The sequence below is a fragment of the Streptomyces sp. NPDC055254 genome (assembly GCF_053606025.1).
On the sequence record NZ_JBSGQV010000006.1, the window covers coordinates 291,835 to 311,956 of the forward strand.

Annotated in this window: 14 protein-coding genes; 5 read left to right on the plus strand and 9 right to left on the minus strand. The window is 72.6% G+C overall.

Annotated elements, in window-relative coordinates:
* Positions 1–61 precede the first annotated feature (61 nt).
* The 3 genes from ACWFQ8_RS09720 to ACWFQ8_RS09730 all read right to left on the minus strand — a co-directional run bounded on the left by ACWFQ8_RS09720 (position 62) and on the right by ACWFQ8_RS09730 (position 4,142).
* The gene (locus ACWFQ8_RS09720) at positions 62–1,354 is read right to left on the minus strand and encodes a M18 family aminopeptidase (protein ID WP_453785637.1); all 1,293 of its coding nucleotides are present in this window, start codon (positions 1,352–1,354) and stop codon (positions 62–64) included.
* A gap of 101 nt (positions 1,355–1,455) precedes the next feature.
* Positions 1,456–2,193, minus strand: coding sequence for a hypothetical protein (locus tag ACWFQ8_RS09725; RefSeq protein ID WP_453785638.1), 738 nt, complete (start codon positions 2,191–2,193; stop codon positions 1,456–1,458).
* A gap of 122 nt (positions 2,194–2,315) precedes the next feature.
* Positions 2,316–4,142, minus strand: a complete 1,827-nt coding sequence (locus tag ACWFQ8_RS09730; RefSeq protein ID WP_453785675.1) for an acyl-CoA dehydrogenase — start codon at positions 4,140–4,142, stop codon at positions 2,316–2,318.
* Positions 4,143–4,348: 206 nt separating this feature from the next.
* Here ACWFQ8_RS09730 and ACWFQ8_RS09735 point away from each other — a divergent pair, with 206 nt between their 5' ends.
* Together ACWFQ8_RS09735 and ACWFQ8_RS09740 are read left to right on the plus strand one after the other, a co-directional pair.
* Complete coding sequence (locus ACWFQ8_RS09735) at positions 4,349–4,810, plus strand: SseB family protein (protein WP_405979841.1); 462 nt, start codon at positions 4,349–4,351, stop codon at positions 4,808–4,810.
* A 282-nt stretch (positions 4,811–5,092) separates the two neighbouring features.
* Positions 5,093–6,085, plus strand: coding sequence for a pirin family protein (locus tag ACWFQ8_RS09740; RefSeq protein ID WP_453785639.1), 993 nt, complete (start codon positions 5,093–5,095; stop codon positions 6,083–6,085).
* A 119-nt stretch (positions 6,086–6,204) separates the two neighbouring features.
* Here ACWFQ8_RS09740 and ACWFQ8_RS09745 read toward each other — a convergent pair whose 3' ends face one another.
* Positions 6,205–8,490, minus strand: a complete 2,286-nt coding sequence (locus tag ACWFQ8_RS09745; RefSeq protein WP_453785676.1) for a SpoIIE family protein phosphatase — start codon at positions 8,488–8,490, stop codon at positions 6,205–6,207.
* A gap of 136 nt (positions 8,491–8,626) precedes the next feature.
* Here ACWFQ8_RS09745 and aspS point away from each other — a divergent pair, with 136 nt between their 5' ends.
* Complete coding sequence (gene aspS / locus ACWFQ8_RS09750; RefSeq protein ID WP_453785640.1) at positions 8,627–10,444, plus strand: aspartate--tRNA ligase; 1,818 nt, start codon at positions 8,627–8,629, stop codon at positions 10,442–10,444.
* Positions 10,445–10,511: 67 nt separating this feature from the next.
* Here aspS and ACWFQ8_RS09755 read toward each other — a convergent pair whose 3' ends face one another.
* On the minus strand, positions 10,512–12,236 hold the full coding sequence (locus tag ACWFQ8_RS09755; RefSeq protein ID WP_453785641.1) for a VWA domain-containing protein: 1,725 nt from the start codon (positions 12,234–12,236) through the stop codon (positions 10,512–10,514).
* A 294-nt stretch (positions 12,237–12,530) separates the two neighbouring features.
* Between ACWFQ8_RS09755 and ACWFQ8_RS09760 the strand changes: the two genes are divergently transcribed.
* Positions 12,531–14,618: a PhoX family protein gene (locus ACWFQ8_RS09760; RefSeq protein ID WP_453785642.1), complete on the plus strand. Its 2,088-nt coding sequence runs from the start codon at positions 12,531–12,533 to the stop codon at positions 14,616–14,618.
* Positions 14,619–14,708: 90 nt separating this feature from the next.
* Here ACWFQ8_RS09760 and ACWFQ8_RS09765 read toward each other — a convergent pair whose 3' ends face one another.
* The 4 genes from ACWFQ8_RS09765 to ACWFQ8_RS09780 all read right to left on the minus strand — a co-directional run bounded on the left by ACWFQ8_RS09765 (position 14,709) and on the right by ACWFQ8_RS09780 (position 19,705).
* On the minus strand, positions 14,709–15,983 hold the full coding sequence (locus ACWFQ8_RS09765) for a sensor histidine kinase (RefSeq protein ID WP_453785643.1): 1,275 nt from the start codon (positions 15,981–15,983) through the stop codon (positions 14,709–14,711).
* Positions 15,971–16,684 (minus strand): hypothetical protein, encoded by a 714-nt coding sequence (locus tag ACWFQ8_RS09770; RefSeq protein WP_453785644.1) that lies wholly within the window; start codon positions 16,682–16,684, stop codon positions 15,971–15,973. Before ACWFQ8_RS09770 ends, ACWFQ8_RS09765 begins: the two co-directional genes overlap by 13 nt.
* A 114-nt stretch (positions 16,685–16,798) precedes the next feature.
* Positions 16,799–18,793, minus strand: coding sequence for an FUSC family protein (locus tag ACWFQ8_RS09775; RefSeq protein WP_453785645.1), 1,995 nt, complete (start codon positions 18,791–18,793; stop codon positions 16,799–16,801).
* Positions 18,794–18,874: 81 nt separating this feature from the next.
* On the minus strand, positions 18,875–19,705 hold the full coding sequence (locus ACWFQ8_RS09780; protein WP_453785646.1) for a hypothetical protein: 831 nt from the start codon (positions 19,703–19,705) through the stop codon (positions 18,875–18,877).
* Between the two features lie 142 nt (positions 19,706–19,847).
* Here ACWFQ8_RS09780 and ACWFQ8_RS09785 point away from each other — a divergent pair, with 142 nt between their 5' ends.
* The gene (locus ACWFQ8_RS09785) at positions 19,848–19,994 is read left to right on the plus strand and encodes a hypothetical protein (RefSeq protein WP_453785647.1); all 147 of its coding nucleotides are present in this window, start codon (positions 19,848–19,850) and stop codon (positions 19,992–19,994) included.
* Positions 19,995–20,122: the final 128 nt, after the last annotated feature.

Genomic DNA, 20,122 nt, shown 5'->3' on the forward strand with positions numbered 1-20,122 from the left:
CCGCGCGCGCGGCCCCGCACCGGACGGTTCCGGGGCGGGGTCGCGCGCGTACGGTCCGGGCTCAGCCCTCCAGGAAGGCCACCAGGGCATTCGCGAGGAGGAACGGGTCGTCGGCGCCGCACAGTTCGCGCGCGCTGTGCATCGACAGGATCGCCACGCCGATGTCCACCGTCTGGATGCCGTGGCGCGCGGCCGTGATCGGGCCGATCGTCGTGCCGCACGGCATGGAGTTGTTGGAGACGAAGGTCTGCCACGGCACGCCGGCCCGCTCGCAGGCGGCCGCGAACACCGCGCGCCCGCTGCCGTCCGTCGCGTACCGCTGGTTGACGTTGACCTTGAGGATGGGGCCGCCGTTGGCGCGCGGGTGGTGCGAGGGGTCGTGCCGCTCCGCGTAGTTGGGGTGCACGGCGTGCCCGGTGTCCGAGGACAGGCAGACGGTGCCCGCGAAGGCCCGCGCGCGGTCCTCGTACGAGCCGCCGCGGGAGAAGACTGAACGTTCCAGCACGTTGCCCAGCAGCGGTCCGTCCGCACCGGTGTCCGACTGCGAGCCGTTCTCCTCGTGGTCGAAGGCGGCCAGTACGGGGATGTGGTCGAGCTTTCCGCTCGTCGCCACCGCCGCCAGCGCCGCGACGCCCGCGTGCACCGACAGCAGGTTGTCCATGCGGGGGCCGGCCACCAGCTCGCGGTCGCGGCCGAGGTAGGCGGGCGGCTCGATCGAGTGGACCATCAGGTCCCAGCCGGCCACCGAGCCCCGCGCCAGGCCCTCCTCCTCTTCGAGGAAGGCGATCAAATCGCCCTCCTGGACCTCGCCCAGACCCCAGATCGGCTGCATGTGCCGCTGCTTGTCGAGCTTGAGGCCGTCGGAGTTCACCGACCGGTCCAGGTGGACGGCGAGTTGGGGAACGCGCAGCAGCGCGCGGTCCACGTTCACCAGGCGGTCGGTGCCGTCGAGCAACGTCAACCGACCGGCCAGGCCCAGGTCCCGGTCGAGCCAGGTGTTGAGCAGGGTGCCGCCGTAGATCTCGACGGCGATCTGCCGCCAGCCCTGCGAGCCGGTGTCCGGCAGCGGCTTGACCCGGAGGTTGGGGGAGTCGGTGTGGGCGCCGACGATCCGGAACGGCGTGTGGGCGGCCGTGCCTTCGGGGACGTACCAGGCGATGAGCGCGCCGCCGCGGAGCACGAACTTGCCCCCGGTGCCCGCATCCCAGGCGTCCGTTTCCGACAACTGCCTGAAGCCTGCCTTTTCCAGCCGCTCGGCCGCATTGGCCACGGCGTGGTACGGCGACGGACTGGCCGTCAGAAAGGTCATCAGATCGTCGGTGTGGCCGCGGTCGAAGCGGGCGGGAGAGCTCATGTGGTTCACCTTAACGACGGTCGTGTTCGCCATGGCCGGACTGCGGCGGATAGCCGAGGGTCCGGGGCCGCGGGGCGTGTGATCTGCGGTCCCTTCGATTCTCAGCCCGGCGGGCGCTCGAATCTGCGCTGCAACTGCCTGCGCTCGCCCCGGCGGATGCGCGGGAGCATCTCCGGGGTCTGCGCGGAGCGCTGCGCGCGTCTCTTGCGTCCGGCGCAGAAGATACAGGCCTCACCGGGCGGCGCGTCCGGGTCGATGGGCGCCCCGGGGTGTTCGGAGCAGCCCGACGCGTTGCGCGGCCGGGACAGCTCGCGGGCGACGATGAAGGCGCGGTGCAGGTCGTCCGCCATCCGCACGAAATCGTCGGCGGGCGAGGACAGCGACAGGTGGAAGCGGCGGTCCTCGACCGTACGCAGGCAGTCGCGCAGCGCCCGCAGGGTGTACGGCGGCTCCGGGACGGGGTACCCGAGCCGGCGCTGCTCCCCGGCGGGCCGTTCGGCGGCGGCGGCGCGGGCGCCGTGCGAGCGCAGGCCGAGCCGGCGCCGGTCGTTGCAGAGGAGGCAGCGGCCCCAGCCCTCGGGCGCCTCGGGGTCGAGGGCGCCGTTGGGGTGCTCGGGGCAACCGGTGTAGCTCTTGGCGGGGGCGAGCCCGGCGGCGGTCCGGAACGCGATGTAGAGGGCGTCGGCCACGCTCTCGTACTCGGCGGGGTGCGCACCGTCGTACAGCTCCCGCAGGTGGTCGCCGAGGCTGCCCAAGGTCGCCTGCAGCTCCTTGAGGGCGTACGGCCGCCCGGTGGGGACGGAGTACCCCCTGCTGCTGTGCTGGTCCTGTGGGCTCATGTCTACGAGCGTCCCATGAACGACTGACAAGAAGGGAACGGGGCTGTGCACAGCAGCGGCCGGACCCCCTCGCACAGGGGTCCGGCCGCTGGTGGACGTGGCCCGGTGAGGGCCGCGGCAGCCTAGAAGGCGGCCTCGTCGAGCTCCATGAGGGAGTTGTCGACGGCCTCGGCCAGCTGGCGCTGGACCGAGACGTTCGGCAGGACCTGCGACGCGAAGAACTTCGCGGCGGCGATCTTGCCGGTGTAGAAGGCCACGTCCTTGGCGGAGGCGGTGGCGAGCTTCTCGGCGGCCACGGCCGCGCCCTTGAGCAGCAGGTATCCGACGACGACGTCACCGGAGGCCATCAGCAGGCGGGTGGTGTTCTGGCCGACCTTGTAGATGTTCTTGACGTCCTCGCCGGTGGCGGTGAGATCGACGATCATCTGGCCGACGATGGCCTCCAGGTCCACGGCGGCCTTGGCCAGCGCGTCGCGGGCGCCGGCCAGCTCCTCGCCGCCGGCGGCCTCGGCCAGGAACTTCTTGATCGTCTCGGAGAGGACGTTCAGGGAGGCGCCCTGGTCGCGGACGATCTTCCGGAAGAAGAAGTCCTGGCCCTGGATCGCCGTGGTGCCCTCGTAGAGGGTGTCGATCTTGGCGTCGCGGATGTACTGCTCGATCGGGTACTCCTGCAGGTAGCCGGAGCCACCGAAGGTCTGCAGGGACTGGGCGAGCTGCTCGTAGGACTTCTCCGAGCCGTAACCCTTCACGATCGGCAGGAGCAGGTCGTTCAGGCCGATCTCGGCGGAGGCGTCCTCGCCCGCGGCCTGCTTGGCCTGGATCTCGTCCTGCACCGAGGCCGTGTACAGCACCAGGGCGCGCATGCCCTCGGCGTACGCCTTCTGGGTCATGAGCGAGCGGCGCACGTCGGGGTGGTGCGTGATGGTGACCTTGGGCGCGGTCTTGTCCATGAAGTTCGCGAGGTCCGGGCCCTGCACGCGCTCCTTGGCGTACTCCAGCGCGTTCAGGTAGCCGGTGGAGAGGGTGGCGATGGCCTTCGTGCCGACCATCATCCGGGCGAACTCGATGATCATGAACATCTGGCGGATGCCGTCGTGCTTGTCACCGATCAGCCAGCCCTTGGCGGGGTGCTGGTCGCCGAAGGTCATCTCGCACGTGTTGGAGGCCTTGAGGCCCATCTTGTGCTCGACGTTCGTGGCGTAGACACCGTTGCGCTCGCCCAGCTCGCCGGTCTCCCAGTCGAAGTGGAACTTCGGGACGAGGAAGAGGGACAGGCCCTTGGTGCCGGGGCCGTGGCCCTCGGGGCGGGCGAGGACGTAGTGGAGGATGTTCTCCTCCATGTCGTGCTCACCGGAGGTGATGAAGCGCTTCACGCCCTCGATGTGCCAGGAACCGTCCGCCTGCTGGATCGCCTTCGTGCGGCCGGCGCCCACGTCCGAGCCGGCGTCCGGCTCGGTGAGGACCATGGTGGAGCCCCAGCGCTTCTCGACGGCTATCTGCGCGACCTTCTTCTGCGCCTCGTTGCCCTCTTCGAAGAGGATGCCGGCGAAGGCCGGGCCGGAGGAGTACATCCAGACGGCCGGGTTCGAGCCGAGCAGCAGCTCCGCGTAGCCCCAGATCAGGGAGCGGGGCGAGGTGGTGCCGCCGATCTCCTCGGGCAGGCCCAGGCGCCAGTACTCCGAGTCCATGAAGGCTTCGTAGCTCTTCTTGAAGGAGGCCGGGACCGGTGCGGTGTTGGTGGCCGGGTCGAAGACCGGCGGGTTGCGGTCGGCGTCCTCGAAGGAGGCGGCCAGCTCGTTCTCGGCGAGGCGGGTCAGCTCGGACAGGACGCTCTTGGCGGTCTCGGTGTCCATCTCCTCGAACGGACCGGTGCCGTACAGCTTGTCGCGGCCGAGCACCTCGAAGAGGTTGAACTCGATGTCGCGGAGATTCGACTTGTAGTGCCCCATGGCGACGGCTCCGTTAAGGCTCGGGGAGACAGGTTCCTCGTACATACCGATCGGTAACGTAATCATGCTACCCACCGGTAATAACAGCAACCCTTCCGTCCGGAGTGTGACCAGGGTCAAGCTCGCCCCGGACGGTCCTGGTGCCGGGCGGCGGGCGTGGCCCGTACCCGTCCGTAGTGCGTCGGCGGCTCGGTAGGCTTCGCCCCATGTACGGCTACGACCAGAACGTGAGCGCGGGGCAGCAGCAGTACGCCGCCCCGCAGCAGATGGGCGGCGGGTACGGCGAGCAGCCGCTCTACCCCGAGCCCTCGCCGCCGTCGCTCGCCGACGCGGTACGGGCCTTCACCACCGGGTCGCTGTCCGCCGAGGACTTCCAGCAGATCTTCGCCACCTCGAAGGTCTACTGCCCCCGGGGCGACACTCCGGGCTTCCTGGCGCTGCACAACACGCAGCAGCCGGTGATCCCCATGTTCACCACGCTCAAGGAGCTCCGCCGGTACGCAGGCAAGGAGTCCAAGTACTTCGTGATCACCGGCGCCGAGGTGATCGATCTGCTGCCCACCGGGTACGGCTTCGTCCTCGACATGGAGGGCGACCACCGGATGGTCTTCGACGCGAAGGCCGTCGAGCAGATGGTCGACTTCGCGATGCGCCGCATGTACGGCTGAGTCGCCGCCCGGCGCGCCCTTCGGGGCGCGCCGTGGAGTGAAACGGAGGAGCGTCGCCCGCGTCGACCCCCGCCGAGCGGCCGCCGCTGCCCGGAACCACCCGCACGCCCGTCCCGCCGCAGTCCGCGGCCGGGGCGGGCGTGCGGTCGTTCCGGGGGTGGTGCGCGGCCCCGTTCGCGGGGTGTCGCGGGGCGGGAATGACCGCGCGCGGCGCGTGGTTCAGTCAGGTGTGGCAGAAAGTTCGAGATTCAACTAAACTCGACGCAGAAGGAGGTCCTGACCATGCCCGCAGTGACTGTTGAGAACCCTCTGACGCTTCCGCGAGTGGCCGAGCCGCAGGCGGTCGTCCCGCGCAAGGTGCTGGCCGTAACCACCGCTCCCGGTGGGTTCGAGGGTGAGGGATTCCCGGTGCGCCGCGCGTTCGCGGGGATCAACTACCAGTACCTCGACCCGTTCATCATGATGGACCAGATGGGCGAGGTGGAGTACGCCCCGGGTGAGCCCAAGGGCACGCCCTGGCACCCGCACCGGGGCTTCGAGACCGTCACGTACCTGATCGACGGAACCTTCGTCCACCAGGACAGCAACGGCGGCGGCGGAGTCATCAACGGCGGCGACACCCAGTGGATGACGGCCGGGTCGGGCCTGTTGCACATCGAGGCCCCGCCGGAGGCCCTGGTCGTCAGCGGCGGGCTGTTCCACGGCCTCCAGCTGTGGGTCAACCTGCCGGCCTCCGACAAGATGATGCCTCCGCGCTACCAGGACATCGGCGGCGGCCAGGTCCAACTGCTGACCACCCCGGACGGCGGCTCGCTCCTCCGCGTGATCGCCGGTGAGCTGGACGGCCACGCGGGACCGGGCATCACCCACACGCCGATCACGATGATCCACGCCACCGTGTCCCCGGGCGCGCAGCTCACCCTTCCGTGGCGCGAGGACTTCAACGCGCTGGCCTACGTCATGGCCGGCCGCGGCTCGGTCGGCGAGGACCGCAGGCCCGTTCACACCGGGCAGACGGCCGTCTTCGGCGAGGGCGGTTCGATCACGGTGCGGGCGGACGAGTCCCAGGACGCGAACGCCCCGGACCTGGAGGTCGTCATCCTCGGCGGGCGTCCGATCCGGGAGCCGATGGCGCACTACGGGCCGTTCGTCATGAACAGCAAGCACGAACTCCAGCAGGCCTTCGACGACTTCCAGGCCGGCCGGCTGGGGCGCATCCCCAGCACGCAGCGCACGGGCCTCGGCCACCGGGGCGCCGGCGAAGCGGACGACTGACCGTCCCGGACGTCCTGTGAAACGCGGAACGCCGGAACGCACAACGCACCTGACGGGGCGGGCTCCTGACCGGGAGCCCGCCCCGTCGCGCGCTTCGTAGCCCTCGTCCGCCCGAGCGCTCAGTCCAGCGGGTCGGGATCCGGCTTCGACTGCTCGTGCAGCTCGAACCAGATCGACTTGCCCTCGCCCTGGGGATCGACGCCCCAGGTGTCCGCCAGCATCTCCATCAGCAGGACGCCCCGGCCGCTGGAGGCCATCTCGCCGGGCTGCCGCTTGTGCGGGAGCTCGTCGCTCGTGTCCGCGACCTCGACGCGCAGCCGCCGCGCGCCCAGCTCGCCCACGGCCTCCGCCACCAGCAGGGCGTCGCCGTCCGTGTGCACCAGTACGTTCGTCACCATCTCGGAGACCATCAGGACCGCCGAGTCCACCTGCTCCCCGTCCGCCCAGTCGTGCAGCAGCTCCCGGATCTGCCGCCGTGCGCCGGCGATTCGCGCCGGCTCGGCCTGGGCCACGGTGAGCATCGTGCGGCGGGCCGGCCGGACCGCGTGCGGCGCCGTGCTGCCGCAGCCGCAGTTCCCGCCCTCCCGGCACAGCAGCACGACCGCTATGTCGTCCTCGCGGCGGTCGGCCAGCGGGCCCGTGGTGTGGTGCGAGGAAGGCCCGTGCACCGCCTGGACCAGCAGGTCGGCCAGCCTCTCCAGATGCCCGGTTTCCAGCTGCCCCGCTGCCGTGGGCGGGCCGGGCGGCTCGGCCTCCAGGATCGCGCGCAGCCGGGCCCAGCCCGTGTCCAGGTCGTGCCCGCCCGTTTCGATGAGCCCGTCGGTGCACAGCATCATCGTCTCGCCGGGTTCCAGGGTGAACCGGGTGGTGGGGTAGTCCGTGTCGGGGACGATCCCGAGGGGGAGCCCGCCGGCGGTGGCCCGCATCAGCACGGTGCCGTCCGTCATCCGGATCGCGGGGTCGGGATGGCCGGCCCGGGCCACCTCCAGCAGGCCGGTCCGGGGGTCGCACTCCACGTACAGGCAGGTGGCGAAGCGCGGGCTCAGGAAATCCGGGTCGACGCCGGGATCCCCGTACCCGCCGGGATCCCCGTACCCGCCCGAGCCGCCGTACGGGGTCGGGTCGCCGTACGGGGCCGGGTCCCCGTACGATCCGGAGCCCTCGGGGCCGTCGGACTCGTGCGAGGAGCACAGCCCGGCCAGGAACCGGGAGGCGCGGGAGAGCACCGCGTCCGGGCGGTGGCCCTCGGAGGCGTACGCCCGCACGGCGATCCGCAGCTGGCCCATCAGCCCGGCCGCCCGCACGTCGTGGCCCTGCACGTCGCCGATGACCAGCGCGAACCGTCCCGACGGCAGCGGGATCATGTCGTACCAGTCGCCGCCGACCTGGAGCCCGCCGCCGGTCGGGACGTACCGCGCTGCGATCCGCATGCCGGGGATCTCCGGGCCGAGCTGGGGCATCATCGACCGTTGCAGGCCGGTGGTGAGTTCCCGCTCGGATTCGGCCACGCCGGCCCGCTGGAGCGCCTGGGCCAGCATCCGGGCCACGGTCGTCAGGACGGACCGCTCGTCGGGGGAGAAGGACACCGGGTGCTTGAAGGCGGCCATCCAGGCGCCCATGGTCCGCCCGGCCACGATCAGGGGCAGGAAGGCCCAGGAGGACCGACCGAAGCGCCGGGCGAGCGGCCAGGTGGCCGGGAAGCGCCGTTTGTAGTCCTCGGGGGTGGGCAGGTAGATCGCCCGCCCGGTACGGACGACTTCCGCGGCGGGGTAGTCCGTGTCCATCCGCATGTCCGCGAAGGGCCCCTCGTCCCCGGCGCCGTGCCCGTAGTGCCCGATGACGGACAGCCGCTCCCCGGTCATCCCGAAGACGGCCAGCCCGTCCGGACTGAAGCCGGGCATGGACAGCGAGGCGGCGACCCGCAGCACCTCGGCCGTCGAGCGGGCCTCCGCCAGCGCCCGCCCCGCGTCGAGCAGGAAGGCCTCGCGGGAGCGTCGCCAGTCGCCGGTGATCGGGGTGTGCGCGGCCGTGGTGCCGGGCTGGGGCTCGGCGATCTCCTGGATGGTGCCGATCAGCTCGTAGTCGGTGCGGCCGTCGGGGGCCCGGTTCTCCACCGGTTTGGAGCGGCTGCGCACGGTCCGCAGGACCCGCCCGTCCTCGTCCATGATCCGCAGCCGGGCCTCGGCGAGCGTGCCCTCGGCGACGGCCAGGTTCACGATGCCGTTGATCTCGTTCCAGTCCACCGGATGGAACCGGGACCGTACGGCGACTTCCGGCAGCACCACCGGCTCGGCGGGCAGCCCGAGGAGCCGGGCGGCCTCGCCGTCGAGCGTGACCGTCCCGGAGGCGTTGTCCCATCGCCACAGACCCGTCGCGATCGCGGCCAGGACGTCCTCGGTGCGCACCCGGACATCTTTACAGGTCATCGCGGCGACCTGCCTGTTCACCGTCCCGTCCGGGCGCGCCAGCGCGGTGTCCCTCCCGGACGGTAACCTTGGGACGGTTGAATCCACCCTGGTATCGCGTAGAACTGGATGACTGATGCATCGGTACAGGTCCCACACGTGCGGCGAGCTCCGTGCCTCCGACGTCGCCTCCGACGTCCGGCTGAGCGGCTGGCTGCACAATCGTCGAGACCTGGGCGGCATCCTCTTCATCGATCTGCGGGACCACTACGGCATCACGCAGCTCGTGGCCCGTCCCGGCACCGCGGCGAACGAGGCGCTCAGCAGCGTCACCAAGGAGACCGTCGTCCGCATCGACGGCAAGGTCGTCTCGCGCGGCGCGGACAACGTCAACCCGGAGCTGCCCACCGGCGAGATCGAGATCGAGGTCTCCGAGGTCGAGGTGCTCGGCGCCTCCGCCCCGCTGCCGTTCACGATCAACACCGACGACGGGGTGAACGAGGAGCGGCGCCTGGAGTACCGCTTCCTCGACCTGCGCCGCGAGCGCATGCACCGCAACATCATGCTGCGCTCGGCCGTCATCGCGTCGATCCGCTCGAAGATGGTGGCCCTCGGCTTCAACGAGATGGCGACCCCGATCCTCACCGCGACCTCCCCCGAGGGCGCCCGTGACTTCGTCGTCCCCTCCCGCCTGAACCCGGGCAAGTTCTACGCCCTGCCGCAGGCCCCGCAGCAGTTCAAGCAGCTGCTGATGATCTCGGGCTTCGACCGCTACTTCCAGATCGCGCCCTGCTTCCGCGACGAGGACGCCCGCGCGGACCGCTCGCCGGGCGAGTTCTACCAGCTCGACGTGGAGATGTCCTTCGTCGAGCAGGAGGACGTGTTCCAGCCGATCGAGCGCCTGATGACCGAGCTCTTCACCGAGTTCGGCAACGGCCGCGAGGTCACCTCGCCGTTCCCGCGGATCCCGTTCCGCGAGTCGATGCTGAAGTACGGCAACGACAAGCCCGACCTGCGCGCCAAGCTGGAGCTCGTCGACATCACCGACGTCTTCGAGGGCTCGGAGTTCAAGGCGTTCGCCGGCAAGCACGTGCGCGCGCTGGCCGTCCCGGACACCGCCGGGCAGCCGCGCAAGTTCTTCGACGGCCTGGGCGAGTACGCGATCTCGCTGGGCGCCAAGGGCCTGGCCTGGGTGCGGGTGGGTGAGGACGGCGCGCTGACCGGCCCGATCGCCAAGTTCCTCACCGAGGAGAACGTCAAGGTCCTCACCGAGCGCCTGGGCCTGACCCCGGGGCACGCCGTGTTCTTCGGCGCGGGCGAGTTCGACGAGGTCTCCAAGATCATGTCCGGCGTGCGCGTCGAGGCCGCCAAGCGCGCGGGGCAGTTCGAGGAGAACGTCTTCCGCTTCTGCTGGATCGTCGACTTCCCGATGTACGAGAAGGACGAGGAGACCGGCAGGATCGACTTCTCCCACAACCCGTTCTCCATGCCCCAGGGCGGCATGAAGGACCTGGAGGAGAAGGACCCGCTGGACATCCTGGCCTGGCAGTACGACATCGTCTGCAACGGCATCGAGCTGTCCTCGGGCGCCATCCGCAACCACGAGCCCGAGGTCATGCTCAAGGCCTTCGAGATCGCCGGCTACGAGGCCGAGACGGTCGAGCGGGAGTTCGCGGGCATGCTGCGCGCCTTCCGCCTCGGCGCCCCGCCGCACGGTGGCATCGCCCCGGGCGTGGACCGCATCGTGATGCTGCTGGCCGACGAGCCGAACATCCGCGAGACCATCGCCTTCCCGCTGAACGGCAACGCCCAGGACCTGATGATGGGCGCGCCGACGGTGCTGGAGGAGACCCGCCTGCGCGAGCTGAACATCGCCCTGCGCAAGCCGGTGGAGACGAAGGCGGCCGACGCCAAGCCGGTCACCGAGGCCGTGCACCCGGACGCGGCGCGGTAGTTCCGACCGTCGCACGGAAGGGCCCGGGATCGGATGATCCCGGGCCCTTCCGTCGTTTCGGCCGTGGTCAGAACCGGTCGAGGACGCCCTTGAGGAGGGCGGCGGAGGTCAGCTCGCGGGGGGCGGGGCCGGCGTGGAAGAAGCCGGCGTTCCCGGTGTCCAGCCTGCGCAGGAAGTCGAAGGCCTTGGCGTCGTGGTCACCGAAGGCGACGAACTGCCAGTGGATCCCCGGGGCGGTGGCCGCCGCTTCGACCAGTGCGGCCTTGGCGGGCTGGCGGTTGTCGGGGGCGCCGTCGGTCTGGAAGACGACCAGGGCCGGGCCCTCGCCGCCGTCCTTCTGGTAGCGCTCGACGACGGCCTGGACGGCCACGTGGTAGCTGGTGCGGCCCATCCGGCCGAGCTCGGCGTGGCGGTCCTCGACCCAGGTCTCGCCGTGGGTGTCCAGGGACAGGTCGGCGGTGCCGTCCACGTCCGTGGAGAAGAACACGGTGTGCACGGTGGCCGCGTCGTCCAGGTGCGCGGCGAGGGCGAGTGCGTGGTCGGCGAGATACTGGGCGCTGCCGTCCTTGTAGAACCCGCGCATCGATCCGGACCGGTCCAGCACGAGGTACACCTTGGCGCGGGCCCCGGTCCTCGCCTTGCTCCGCAGCACCTGCCCGGCGGCCCTGTACGCCCCGGCGACTGCGGGGGCCCGCCGCCGCACGGCGGCCCCGGACCAAGCGGCCCCACCCTCGCCGGCAACCTCGGGCGCGGCGACGGCCGGTTCCGCGGGGGCCTCGGCCTGCGCGGCCAAGGGCTCCGCCTGGGGCGCGGTGTCGGCCGGCTCCGGCGGGGCTTCGGCCTCGGCGGCCAGGGGCTCCGCCTTCGGCGTGGTCTCGGCGGCGGGTGCCTGGTCCTCGACCTCGGTCGTGGGCGCGGCGGGGGTGTCCTGCGCCTGCGGCGCGGTGTCGGCCTCGGCGGTGACGATCTCTGCCACCGGCGCGGCGTCGGCCGGCTCCTGCGGGGCCTCGATCTGTGCGGCCGGCGGCTCCGCCTCCGGCGTGGCGTCCGGCGTGGTCTCGGCGGCGGGTGCCTGGTCCTCGACCTCGGTCGTGGGCGTAGCGGGGGTGTCCTGCGCCTGCGGCGCGGCGTCGACCTCGGCGGTGACGATCTCCGCCACCGGCGCGGCGTCGGCCGGCTCCGGCTGGGCCTCGGCCTCGGTGGCCAGGGGCTCCGCCTCCGGCGTGGCGTCCGGCGTGGTCTCGGCGGCGGGTGCCTGGTCCTCGACCTCGGTCGTGGGCGCGGCGGGGGTGTCCAGCGCCTGGGGCGCGGCGTCGGCCTCGGCGGTGACGACTTCTGCTACCGGCGCGGCGTCGGCCTGCTCAGCCGGGGCCGCGGTCTGCGGCTCGGCCGGCGGGGCGGTGTCCGCCTCGGCGGGCTCGGCCGGCGGCTGCGGCGGGGCGTCCGCCTGGGCCGGTACCCGCTCGGCCTCGGTGGCGTCGTCCCGGGTCGGCTCGGACCCGGCGGCAGCGTCACGTCCACCCGCCGGCGGCGACGCGCGGCGGGCCTCCGGGACCGTGGGGTCGGCCACCGGGGCGGGGGCGGTGAGGACGGTGCCCGGTTCGCGGTCCCGCGGAGCGGACTGCGGGGGGACCGTCGGGTTGTCGAAGGATGCCGCCACCAGTTCGGCGGCGACATCCAGGGGGGTGCGTTCCGCCTGGTTCGGGACGGCCGCCGAAGGAGCGCTCGACGTCTCCGGAACCGGCTCGGCGGAACGTCCGAACACCTTGCGCAACAAGTTCCGAATACCCATGGGCCAGGCCTTTCGCATGAGTGCGTGCGTCATTTGTCCGTGCTGCGCGGATGATCCCTGCCCAGAGTGGACACGTAAGGTTATCGGCCGCCCGGCTGGATCTTCGGCAGGGTCGCCTTTCGTGGCGTCCGTCTTCCAGGGAGCCTCTCACGCCGACTGAACTGCCGCCCCGACGTGCCGGGTTCACCGGCCGTTCATCCCCGCGCCGCCGCTTCGGCGCAACCCGCGCCTACCGTCACGGCTGGATCGTCCCGACACGTTGTCGGCGCCCACGCAGCTACTCGGAGGACACTCGTGCGCAAGCTCCTGCCGCTCATCGGCAACCCGCATGGGGGCGGCCGTTCCGCCCTCACCTGCCGCTACCGCTGTGGCGACGCATGCTTCCACGAGGTGCCGAACACCAGCGACAACGAGTACGCCGGCGATGTCATAGCCCGCGCGTACTCCCGCCGCTCGATGCTGCGCTCGGCCGCCGTCGTCACGGTCGCCACCGCCGCCGGCACCGCGGTCACCCTCGGCGGCAACGGCGGGCAGTCCGCCCAGGCCGCCCCCGCCACCGAGGCCGGCGGCGCCTTCGGCCCGGGCGCCGAGGGCGCCCGGGGCCTGCGCTTCAAGCCGGTCGCGCCGAACACCGACGACCGGGTCACCGTCCCCGAGGGGCACGAGCAGAACGTGGTCATCCGCTGGGGCGACCCGATCGTCAAGGGCGCGCCCGGCTTCAACCCCGACCGGCAGACCGCCGCGGCGCAGGCCGGCCAGTTCGGCTACAACAACGACTTCCTGAGCCTGCTCCCGCTCGGCGGCGACTACGAGCGCCAGCAGCTCCTCGTGGCGAACCACGAGTACACGGACGAGCAGCTCATGTTCAAGGCCTACGACCCGGCCAACCCCACCCGTGAGCAGGTCGAGATCGCCTGGGCCGCGCACGGCCTGTCCGTGGTCGTCGTCCAGGAGGACCACCGCAGCGGCAAGCTGACGGCCGTCTCCCGCCACCACCTCAACCGCCGGCTGACCGCCACCAGCGAGTTCCGGATGACCGGCCCGGCCGCGGGCGGCGCACTGCTGAAGACCTCGGTCGACCCCACCGGCACGAAGGTGCTCGGCACGCTCAACAACTGCGCGGGCGGCACCACCCCGTGGGGCACCACCCTGCACGGCGAGGAGAACTTCAACCAGTACTTCGCCAACGCCGGCCAGGTCACCGACCCCGTCCAGGCCGCCCGCTTGAAGCGCTACGGCATCACCGCCGGTGCCACCGAGCGCAAGTGGGAGCGGTTCGACAAGCGCTTCGACGTGGCCCAGGAGCCCCACGAGTCGCACCGGCACGGCTGGGTCGTCGAGCTGGACCCGTACGACGTGAACTCCGTGCCCCGCAAGCGCACCGCGCTCGGCCGCTTCAAGCACGAGGCCGCGCAGCCCCGCCTGACCGAGGACGGCCGTCCCGTGGTCTACATGGGCGACGACGAGCGCTTCGACTACTTCTACAAGTTCGTGTCGAGCAAGCAGATGAAGAAGGGCAACAGCCGCGCGGCGAAGGAGCACAACCTCACGCTCCTCGACGAGGGCACCCTGTACGTCGCCAAGCTCACCGGTGACTCCCCGGCCGACCGGTTCGACGGTTCGGGCAAGCTCCCCGACGACGGCGAGTTCGACGGCTCCGGCGTGTGGATCAAGCTCGCCACCGGCAACGTCTCGCACGTCGAGGGCATGACCGCCGAGGAGGTGTACGTCTTCACCCGGCAGGCCGCCGACAAGGTGGGCGCCACCAAGATGGACCGTCCCGAGGACGTCGAGCCGTCCCCGCGCACCGGCCGCGTGTACGTGGCGCTGACCAACAACACCGACCGCGGCAAGGCCGGCAAGCCGGGCGCGGACGAGGCCAACCCGCGCAACCTCAACAAGCACGGCCAGATCCTGGAGCTCGCCGAGAACTTCGACGACCCGGCCGGCGACGGTTTCGCCTGGCGGCTCTTCCTGGTCGCGGGTGACCCGAACGACCCGGCCACCTACTTCGCGGGCTTCCCGAAGGACAAGGTCAGCCCGATCTCCTGCCCGGACAACGTGGCCTTCGACCCGCACGGCAACCTGTGGATCTCCACGGACGGCAACCAGCTCGGCTCCCACGACGGCCTGTTCGGCGTCGCGACCGCCGGTGAACGCCGGGGCGAGCTCAAGCAGTTCCTGACCGTTCCGCGCGGCGCCGAGACCTGCGGTCCGCTCATCCAGGACAAGCGCGTCCTCGTCGCAGTCCAGCACCCGGGCGAGCTCGACGGCGCCTCGGTCGAGAACCCGCAGTCGGCGTGGCCCGACGGACCGGGCAAGCTCGTCCGCCCGGCGGTCGTGTCCGTCTGGCGCAAGGACGGCCGCAACATCGGTGTCTGACCGGGCCGGTTGACCGCTCCGGTCGACCCGGGCGGTCGACGGTGATGCGCGGGGGTGGGTGTTTCACGTGAAACATCCACCCCCGCGCGCTCACCCCTCGGTCAGGCGGCCGACCGGCAGGCGCAGCGTGGTCGTAGCGCCGCCGTCGGGTGCGTTGGTGAAGCTCAGGGCGATGTCCAGGACCGCGGCCTGACCCGCCACGATCGTGAGGCCCAGCCCGTGGCCGCGGCCGCGGCCCGGGTCGCCGGTGCGGAAGCGGCGGGGCCCCTGCTCGATCAGCTCGGACGGGTAACCGGGGCCGTGGTCGCGGACGGTCACGACGGGGCCCTCCACGGTCACCTCGACCGGGGGCCGGCCGTGCCGGTGGGAGTTGGCCAGCAGATTGGCCAGGATCCGGTCGAGGCGCCGCCGGTCGGTGAGCACCACGGCATCCCGGACCACCCGTACCGAAGCCTCGTGGCCGCTGCCCGCCACCGCCCGCCGGACCGCCCGGCCGAGTTCCACGCGGGCGAGATCGGCCCGCTCCACACCCGAGTCCAGCCGGGAGATCTCCAACAGGTCCTCGGTGAGCAGGTGCAGGGCTCTGAGCCGGTCATTGATCATCTCCTTGGGCCGGCCCTCCGGGAGCAGGGCGGCGGCGGCCAGGGAACCCGTCAGCGGGGTGCGCAGCTCGTGCGCGACGTCCGCCGTGAAGCGCTTCTCCGCCTCCAGCCGCCCCTGGAGGGAGCCGGCCATGGAGTCCAGTGCCTGCGCCACGTCCCGCACCTCGTCCCGAGACCGGGCCGGTCGGGCTTCCTCGTCCGCGGTCCCGTCCGCCTCGTCGGGCGGCAGACCGACGCGGGCGTCGAGGTCCCCGGCGCTGATCCGGCGGGCCACGGCGGCCGTGGTGGCGAGTCGCCGGCTGATCCGGTCGGCGAGGAACAGACCGGCCAGCGCCACCACCCCGGCCGCGAGCACGGAGGAGGCGAGGATCGCGGTGTCGAGGTCCCGGAGCCGGTCGCGGGTGTTGGCGTACGGGATCCAGACGGCGAGCGGTTTCCCGTCGGCGGGGCCGGCGGCCCACATCACGGGCTTGCCCGCGTGGTCGCCGACGATGCTGCCCGTCCGCCCGTCCGCGACGAGAGCGCGCAGCGGCGGGGGCAGGTCGGGCGGATCCAGGGCGGCGTTCACGTCGCCGTGTGCGGTGCCGTACTCGTAGTGGCCGAGGGCGTGGTCCAGGTCCGCGTTGACTTCCTTGCGGACCTCGCCGACGACCTGCCGGGCCACCACGTTGTGCACCAGGATTCCCAGCGCGGCGGCGACCAGGCAGCACACCGCGGTGGTGGTCAGGGCGATTCGCCACCGCAGGCTGCTCAGAACCCGCATCGCGCCGCCCCGCCCGTACCGGAGTCCTCGGCGCCGGGGCACTGGTCGAGGGTGAGCTGGGACAGGTTCATGGTCGCGGACTCCGGGTCCCACACGTAGTCGGAGACGGCGACGTACTCGGGGTTGGAGGTCGGCTCGCGGACCGCCAGGTGCTCGGCGGCCACCTCGACGCCCTCCAGGACCCCGCGCCGGGACAGGATCCGGGCGACCCGGCCGTCGTCCTGGACGGTGTAGACGCGCAGCTCGCTGAGGCGGCCGTCGATGTCCAGGGCGGTGATCAGCTCCTTCCTGCCGTTGCCGGTGAGATCGTGCAGGACGGCCGGCCGCACGGGACAGTCCGGGCCGCCGTCCACCGTCCGTGTACAGCGCGCGAGCCGCTGGACGGCCCGCGGGTCGACGAGGTGACCGGTTCCGCCGTCCTGCGCGGCGGCGGAGGTGATGTCGGCGCGTACGACGTCCAGGGCGTTCACGCGGGCCATGTCCCCTCCGGGCACCCGGGGGATGCCGGGGACGACGGTGGCGGTGCCGGGCTCGTGCGCGGGGTCGGGCGGAGCGGGCCGGACATCCTTCCACAGGGTCTGCGGTGCGTGCGCCGTTCCCAGGTCGCCCTCGCTGCGGAGCCCCTCCACGTCGGCGCACCCGGCCGTGGCCGCCAGCAGGGCGGCGAGGACCGGGACCGCCGTGGTGCGGGGGGTGCGCATGCTTCGATGCTGCCCTGTGCGGGGCGTCCCGGCCCGGACGCGGACCCATTCGGGGGACCGCCCCATGCCCCGGTGCCGGCTCGGGACGGCGGCTCCGCCCGGACGCCGGCGGGGCTACGCGTCGGTGGGCGGCCGGGTCAGGCCGCGGGCCGCCGCGACCTCCTGGTGGACCGGTGTCAGGACGCTCGTCCCGTCGAAGTCCGCCGGCACCTCCACCGGTACCGGCACCGGGCTGCTCCGCACCCCCTGCGCCAGCTCCCGCAGCTGCCGCGTGACGCCCTCCACCTCGGCCGCCGGGGGCACCGCCGCGCCGTGGTTCACCCGCACCCGCGCGGCCGTGGTCGCGTCGACGATCCGCTCGACGGCGACCACCAGCGGCCACCACGCGGCGGCGCGCGCCCCGGTCGGCGGGGGCTCGGTCAGGGCGCGCTGGAACTCGCTGCGCACCCCCGACAGGTCCCGGTAGATCCGCCGCCGTGCCTGGAGCCGGGCCGTGCGGGCGGCCGCGTGGCCGGCCTCGTCCGACACCGGTGCGAACGCCCGTTCGACGTACCGCGCCGCGTCGTCCACGGCGGCGGCGAGGCGGTCCCCGATCCGCGTGTGCCAGCTCTCCGGCCACAGCAGGTACCCGGCGACGAGGGTGATGGCGCAGCCGATCAGACTGTCCAGCAGCCGGGGCCGGATCAGGTCGAAGCCCTGGTGGTCGAGCACGTCGGACAGCAGCAGGATCACCGGGGTGATCGCGGCGGTCTGGAAGGCGTACCCCTTGGCGGAGAAGGCCGGGATCAGGGCGCCGAGCACCATCATCACCGGTACCGCCCACCATCCGCGGGGCACCTCCGAGAGCACGGCGGCGGCGACGACCAGCCCGGCCGCCGTCCCCAGCGCGCGCAGCACGGCCCGGGAGAACACCGAGCCGAAGTCGGGCTTGAGGACGAAGGTCACGGTCAGCGCGACCCAGTAGGACCGCTCGACCTCGATCAGCGAGACGAGCGACTGCGCGAGCCCGATGCACAGCGCCAGCCGGAGCCCGTACCGCCAGGACGCCTCGGACAGCATCATGTCCCGCACCGCCCGCCCGGCGCGGACCCGCAGTGCGGCGGGGCGTCCCAGCCGGTCGTCGACGTCGGAGGCGTCGGGTTCCGCGAGGTGCACGATGGTTGCGGCATGCCGCAGGGCCGCGTCGAGGGCGCGTTCGGCCTCGCCGTGCGGCGCGGGCAGGGTGAGGACCGGGGGCTCCGTGCGGCCCTCTTCCACGGCGGCCGCCAGCTCCCGTACGGCCGCGGGGACCTCGCGCGGCAGCGGACGGGCGCGCAGGTGCGCGGCGGGCGCGGCCTCCACCAGCGGGATCACCGCATTGAGCTGGGCCAGCATCCGCACCAGCGATGGGCTGCGGCCGTGCACCCGGGCCCGGCGGCCCAGGACGAGGTCGTAGGCCTGGTTCAGCGTCTGGGTGAGGTGCTGGCGCGACTCCTCGTACGCGGGGCCGCCGGCGGCCTCCAGCGTGTCGGCGAGGGCCCGGTAGGTGCCCGCGACGGCCGCCCGCTCGGGCCCTCGTCCGCGCAGGGGCCAGCCCAGCAGGGTCAGCGCGAGGACGAACAGCCCGCCCGCGCTCAGCAGCAGCGGTGCGATCCACCAGGGCCGCGGCATCGGCAGCCCGGCACCCACCACCGCGTTCAGCAGGAGCAGGAGCCCGGACACGGAGGCGACCGTACCGATCGAGGAGATCATTCCGGACAGCAGGGCGACCAGGGTGAGGACGCCGACGGCGACCCAGCCGTGGCCGAAGACCAGGGTGCCCAGTGCCACGCCGACGGCGCCGAAGATCTGGGGGACGGCGATGTTCAGGATGCGCATCCGGTAGGCGTCGGCGGTGTCGCCGATGACTCCGGAGAGGGCGCCCATGGAGACCAGTGCCCCGTATTCGGGCTCGTCCAGGGCGAATCCGACGGCGAGCGGCGCGGCCAGGGCGATGGCCGCGCGCAGTGCGGCGGCCCAGGGGATCGGGGCGCCGGTGGGACGCAGTCCGTTGAGCAGCCACGCCGGTGGGACCAGCGCGGGGCGCCGGGCGGGGCCGGACGGTATGTGTTCGGTGCCTTCGGTACTCATTCCCGCTTCCGTGCGGCCGCTCGCGAATCGGTTGTCGCGGTTCTTTCCGCCTCGTTCTCCGCAGGTCGGTATCTTCCGAGCCTATGGGGTACGGCGTAGTCGTCCCGTCAGCCAGGCGGCGAGTGCGGCGGCTAGCCCGACGGCCAGCACCACCCAGGCGGCGGTGCGCAGGAACGCGGTGAGGGCGTCGTACACCGCGGCCGCGGCGGCCCGGTCGATGTCGGGCGGCAGGTCGTCCAGGGTGAGCCGGCGGCCCAGGCCGATCGCGATCCACAGCAGTACGGAGCCGACGGCGAGTCCCAGCCCGGTGGCCATCACGGCGTGGCGCCGGTGCACGGCGACGGCGACGGCCGCGGCGGCGAGCACCAGGGTCAGTACGGGCAGCCAGACGCCGGCGATCTGGAGCATGCGGAAGCCCTTCCGGAGCGCGCCGAGGTTGTCGTACTCCATGACCTTCACGGACAGGGGGTGGTTCACCGGGATCCGGTCGGCGAAGGGCACGCCGTCGGCGACGAGCTCCGCCTTGATCCGGTCGATGACGGGTGCGAGGTCGATGGTGACGGCGTTGCCGTCGCCGGTGGTGAGTGCGTTGAGGAAGGCGGCGTGGGCGGCGCGGTTGGCGGCGTCCCAAGCGGTCCGGTAGGCGGCGGTGTCGGCGAAGGAGCGCAGGGCCTCGCCGAGCAGGGCGTCCACCCCGGGCTGGAAGGGGCCCGCGTCGATCTGTGCGGCGAGGGCGCGCGTGGCCTGGGTGACGACGACGTTCTGCACGGCCGGGTCTCCGGCGAGCGGGGACATGGTCGCGGTGTAGCGGTCGGCGTCGCCCAGCTCGCGGTCGGCCCAGTACGCGACGGCGCTCGCGGGCACCAGCAGGGCCACGAGCACGATGAGTACCGCAGACAGGATGGTGCGCACGCCACCAGGGAATGCCGGGGAGGCGCCGGGCGCGACCGGTACTGCTGCGGGCGGGTGGCGCGTCGGTGGCGCGTCACCCTGGCCGGAGCAATTCTGGGGCGGGGCGGGGCGGGGCGGGGCGGGGCGGGGCGGACGCGGCGGAGTGCGCCGTCGCACACGCCATGGGCCGGGCGAGCCCGCCCGGCGCAGGGCGCCGGCCGCCCGCGACCTCGACGAGATCCGGCAGCGGGCGGAACGCCGGGCCCCGGAGGCCCCGGATCTGCTGCGCACCTGGCCGGCGGCCGGGTAGCGCCCCCGCCCCGGCCCCCCGCACGACACGCACGCAACACGCCACGCGCGCGGCCCCCCGCGGCACACGCATGACCCGCTCGGCACACACCCACACGTACGACCCGGCGCGACCCGTACCGACACCGG

What these genes read in the sequence shown, in the direction of transcription:
- ACWFQ8_RS09775 (WP_453785645.1), bottom strand. Translation starts at nt 18,793, where the DNA reads ATGAGTACCGAAGGCACCGAACACATACCGTCCGGCCCCGCCCGGCGC.
- ACWFQ8_RS09740 (WP_453785639.1), top strand. Translation starts at nt 5,093, where the DNA reads ATGCCCGCAGTGACTGTTGAGAACCCTCTGACGCTTCCGCGAGTGGCC.
- ACWFQ8_RS09735 (WP_405979841.1), top strand. Translation starts at nt 4,349, where the DNA reads ATGTACGGCTACGACCAGAACGTGAGCGCGGGGCAGCAGCAGTACGCC.
- ACWFQ8_RS09720 (WP_453785637.1), bottom strand. Translation starts at nt 1,354, where the DNA reads ATGAGCTCTCCCGCCCGCTTCGACCGCGGCCACACCGACGATCTGATG.
- ACWFQ8_RS09770 (WP_453785644.1), bottom strand. Translation starts at nt 16,684, where the DNA reads ATGCGCACCCCCCGCACCACGGCGGTCCCGGTCCTCGCCGCCCTGCTG.
- ACWFQ8_RS09755 (WP_453785641.1), bottom strand. Translation starts at nt 12,236, where the DNA reads ATGGGTATTCGGAACTTGTTGCGCAAGGTGTTCGGACGTTCCGCCGAG.
- aspS (WP_453785640.1), top strand. Translation starts at nt 8,627, where the DNA reads ATGCATCGGTACAGGTCCCACACGTGCGGCGAGCTCCGTGCCTCCGAC.
- ACWFQ8_RS09730 (WP_453785675.1), bottom strand. Translation starts at nt 4,142, where the DNA reads ATGGGGCACTACAAGTCGAATCTCCGCGACATCGAGTTCAACCTCTTC.
- ACWFQ8_RS09725 (WP_453785638.1), bottom strand. Translation starts at nt 2,193, where the DNA reads ATGAGCCCACAGGACCAGCACAGCAGCAGGGGGTACTCCGTCCCCACC.
- ACWFQ8_RS09765 (WP_453785643.1), bottom strand. Translation starts at nt 15,983, where the DNA reads ATGCGGGTTCTGAGCAGCCTGCGGTGGCGAATCGCCCTGACCACCACC.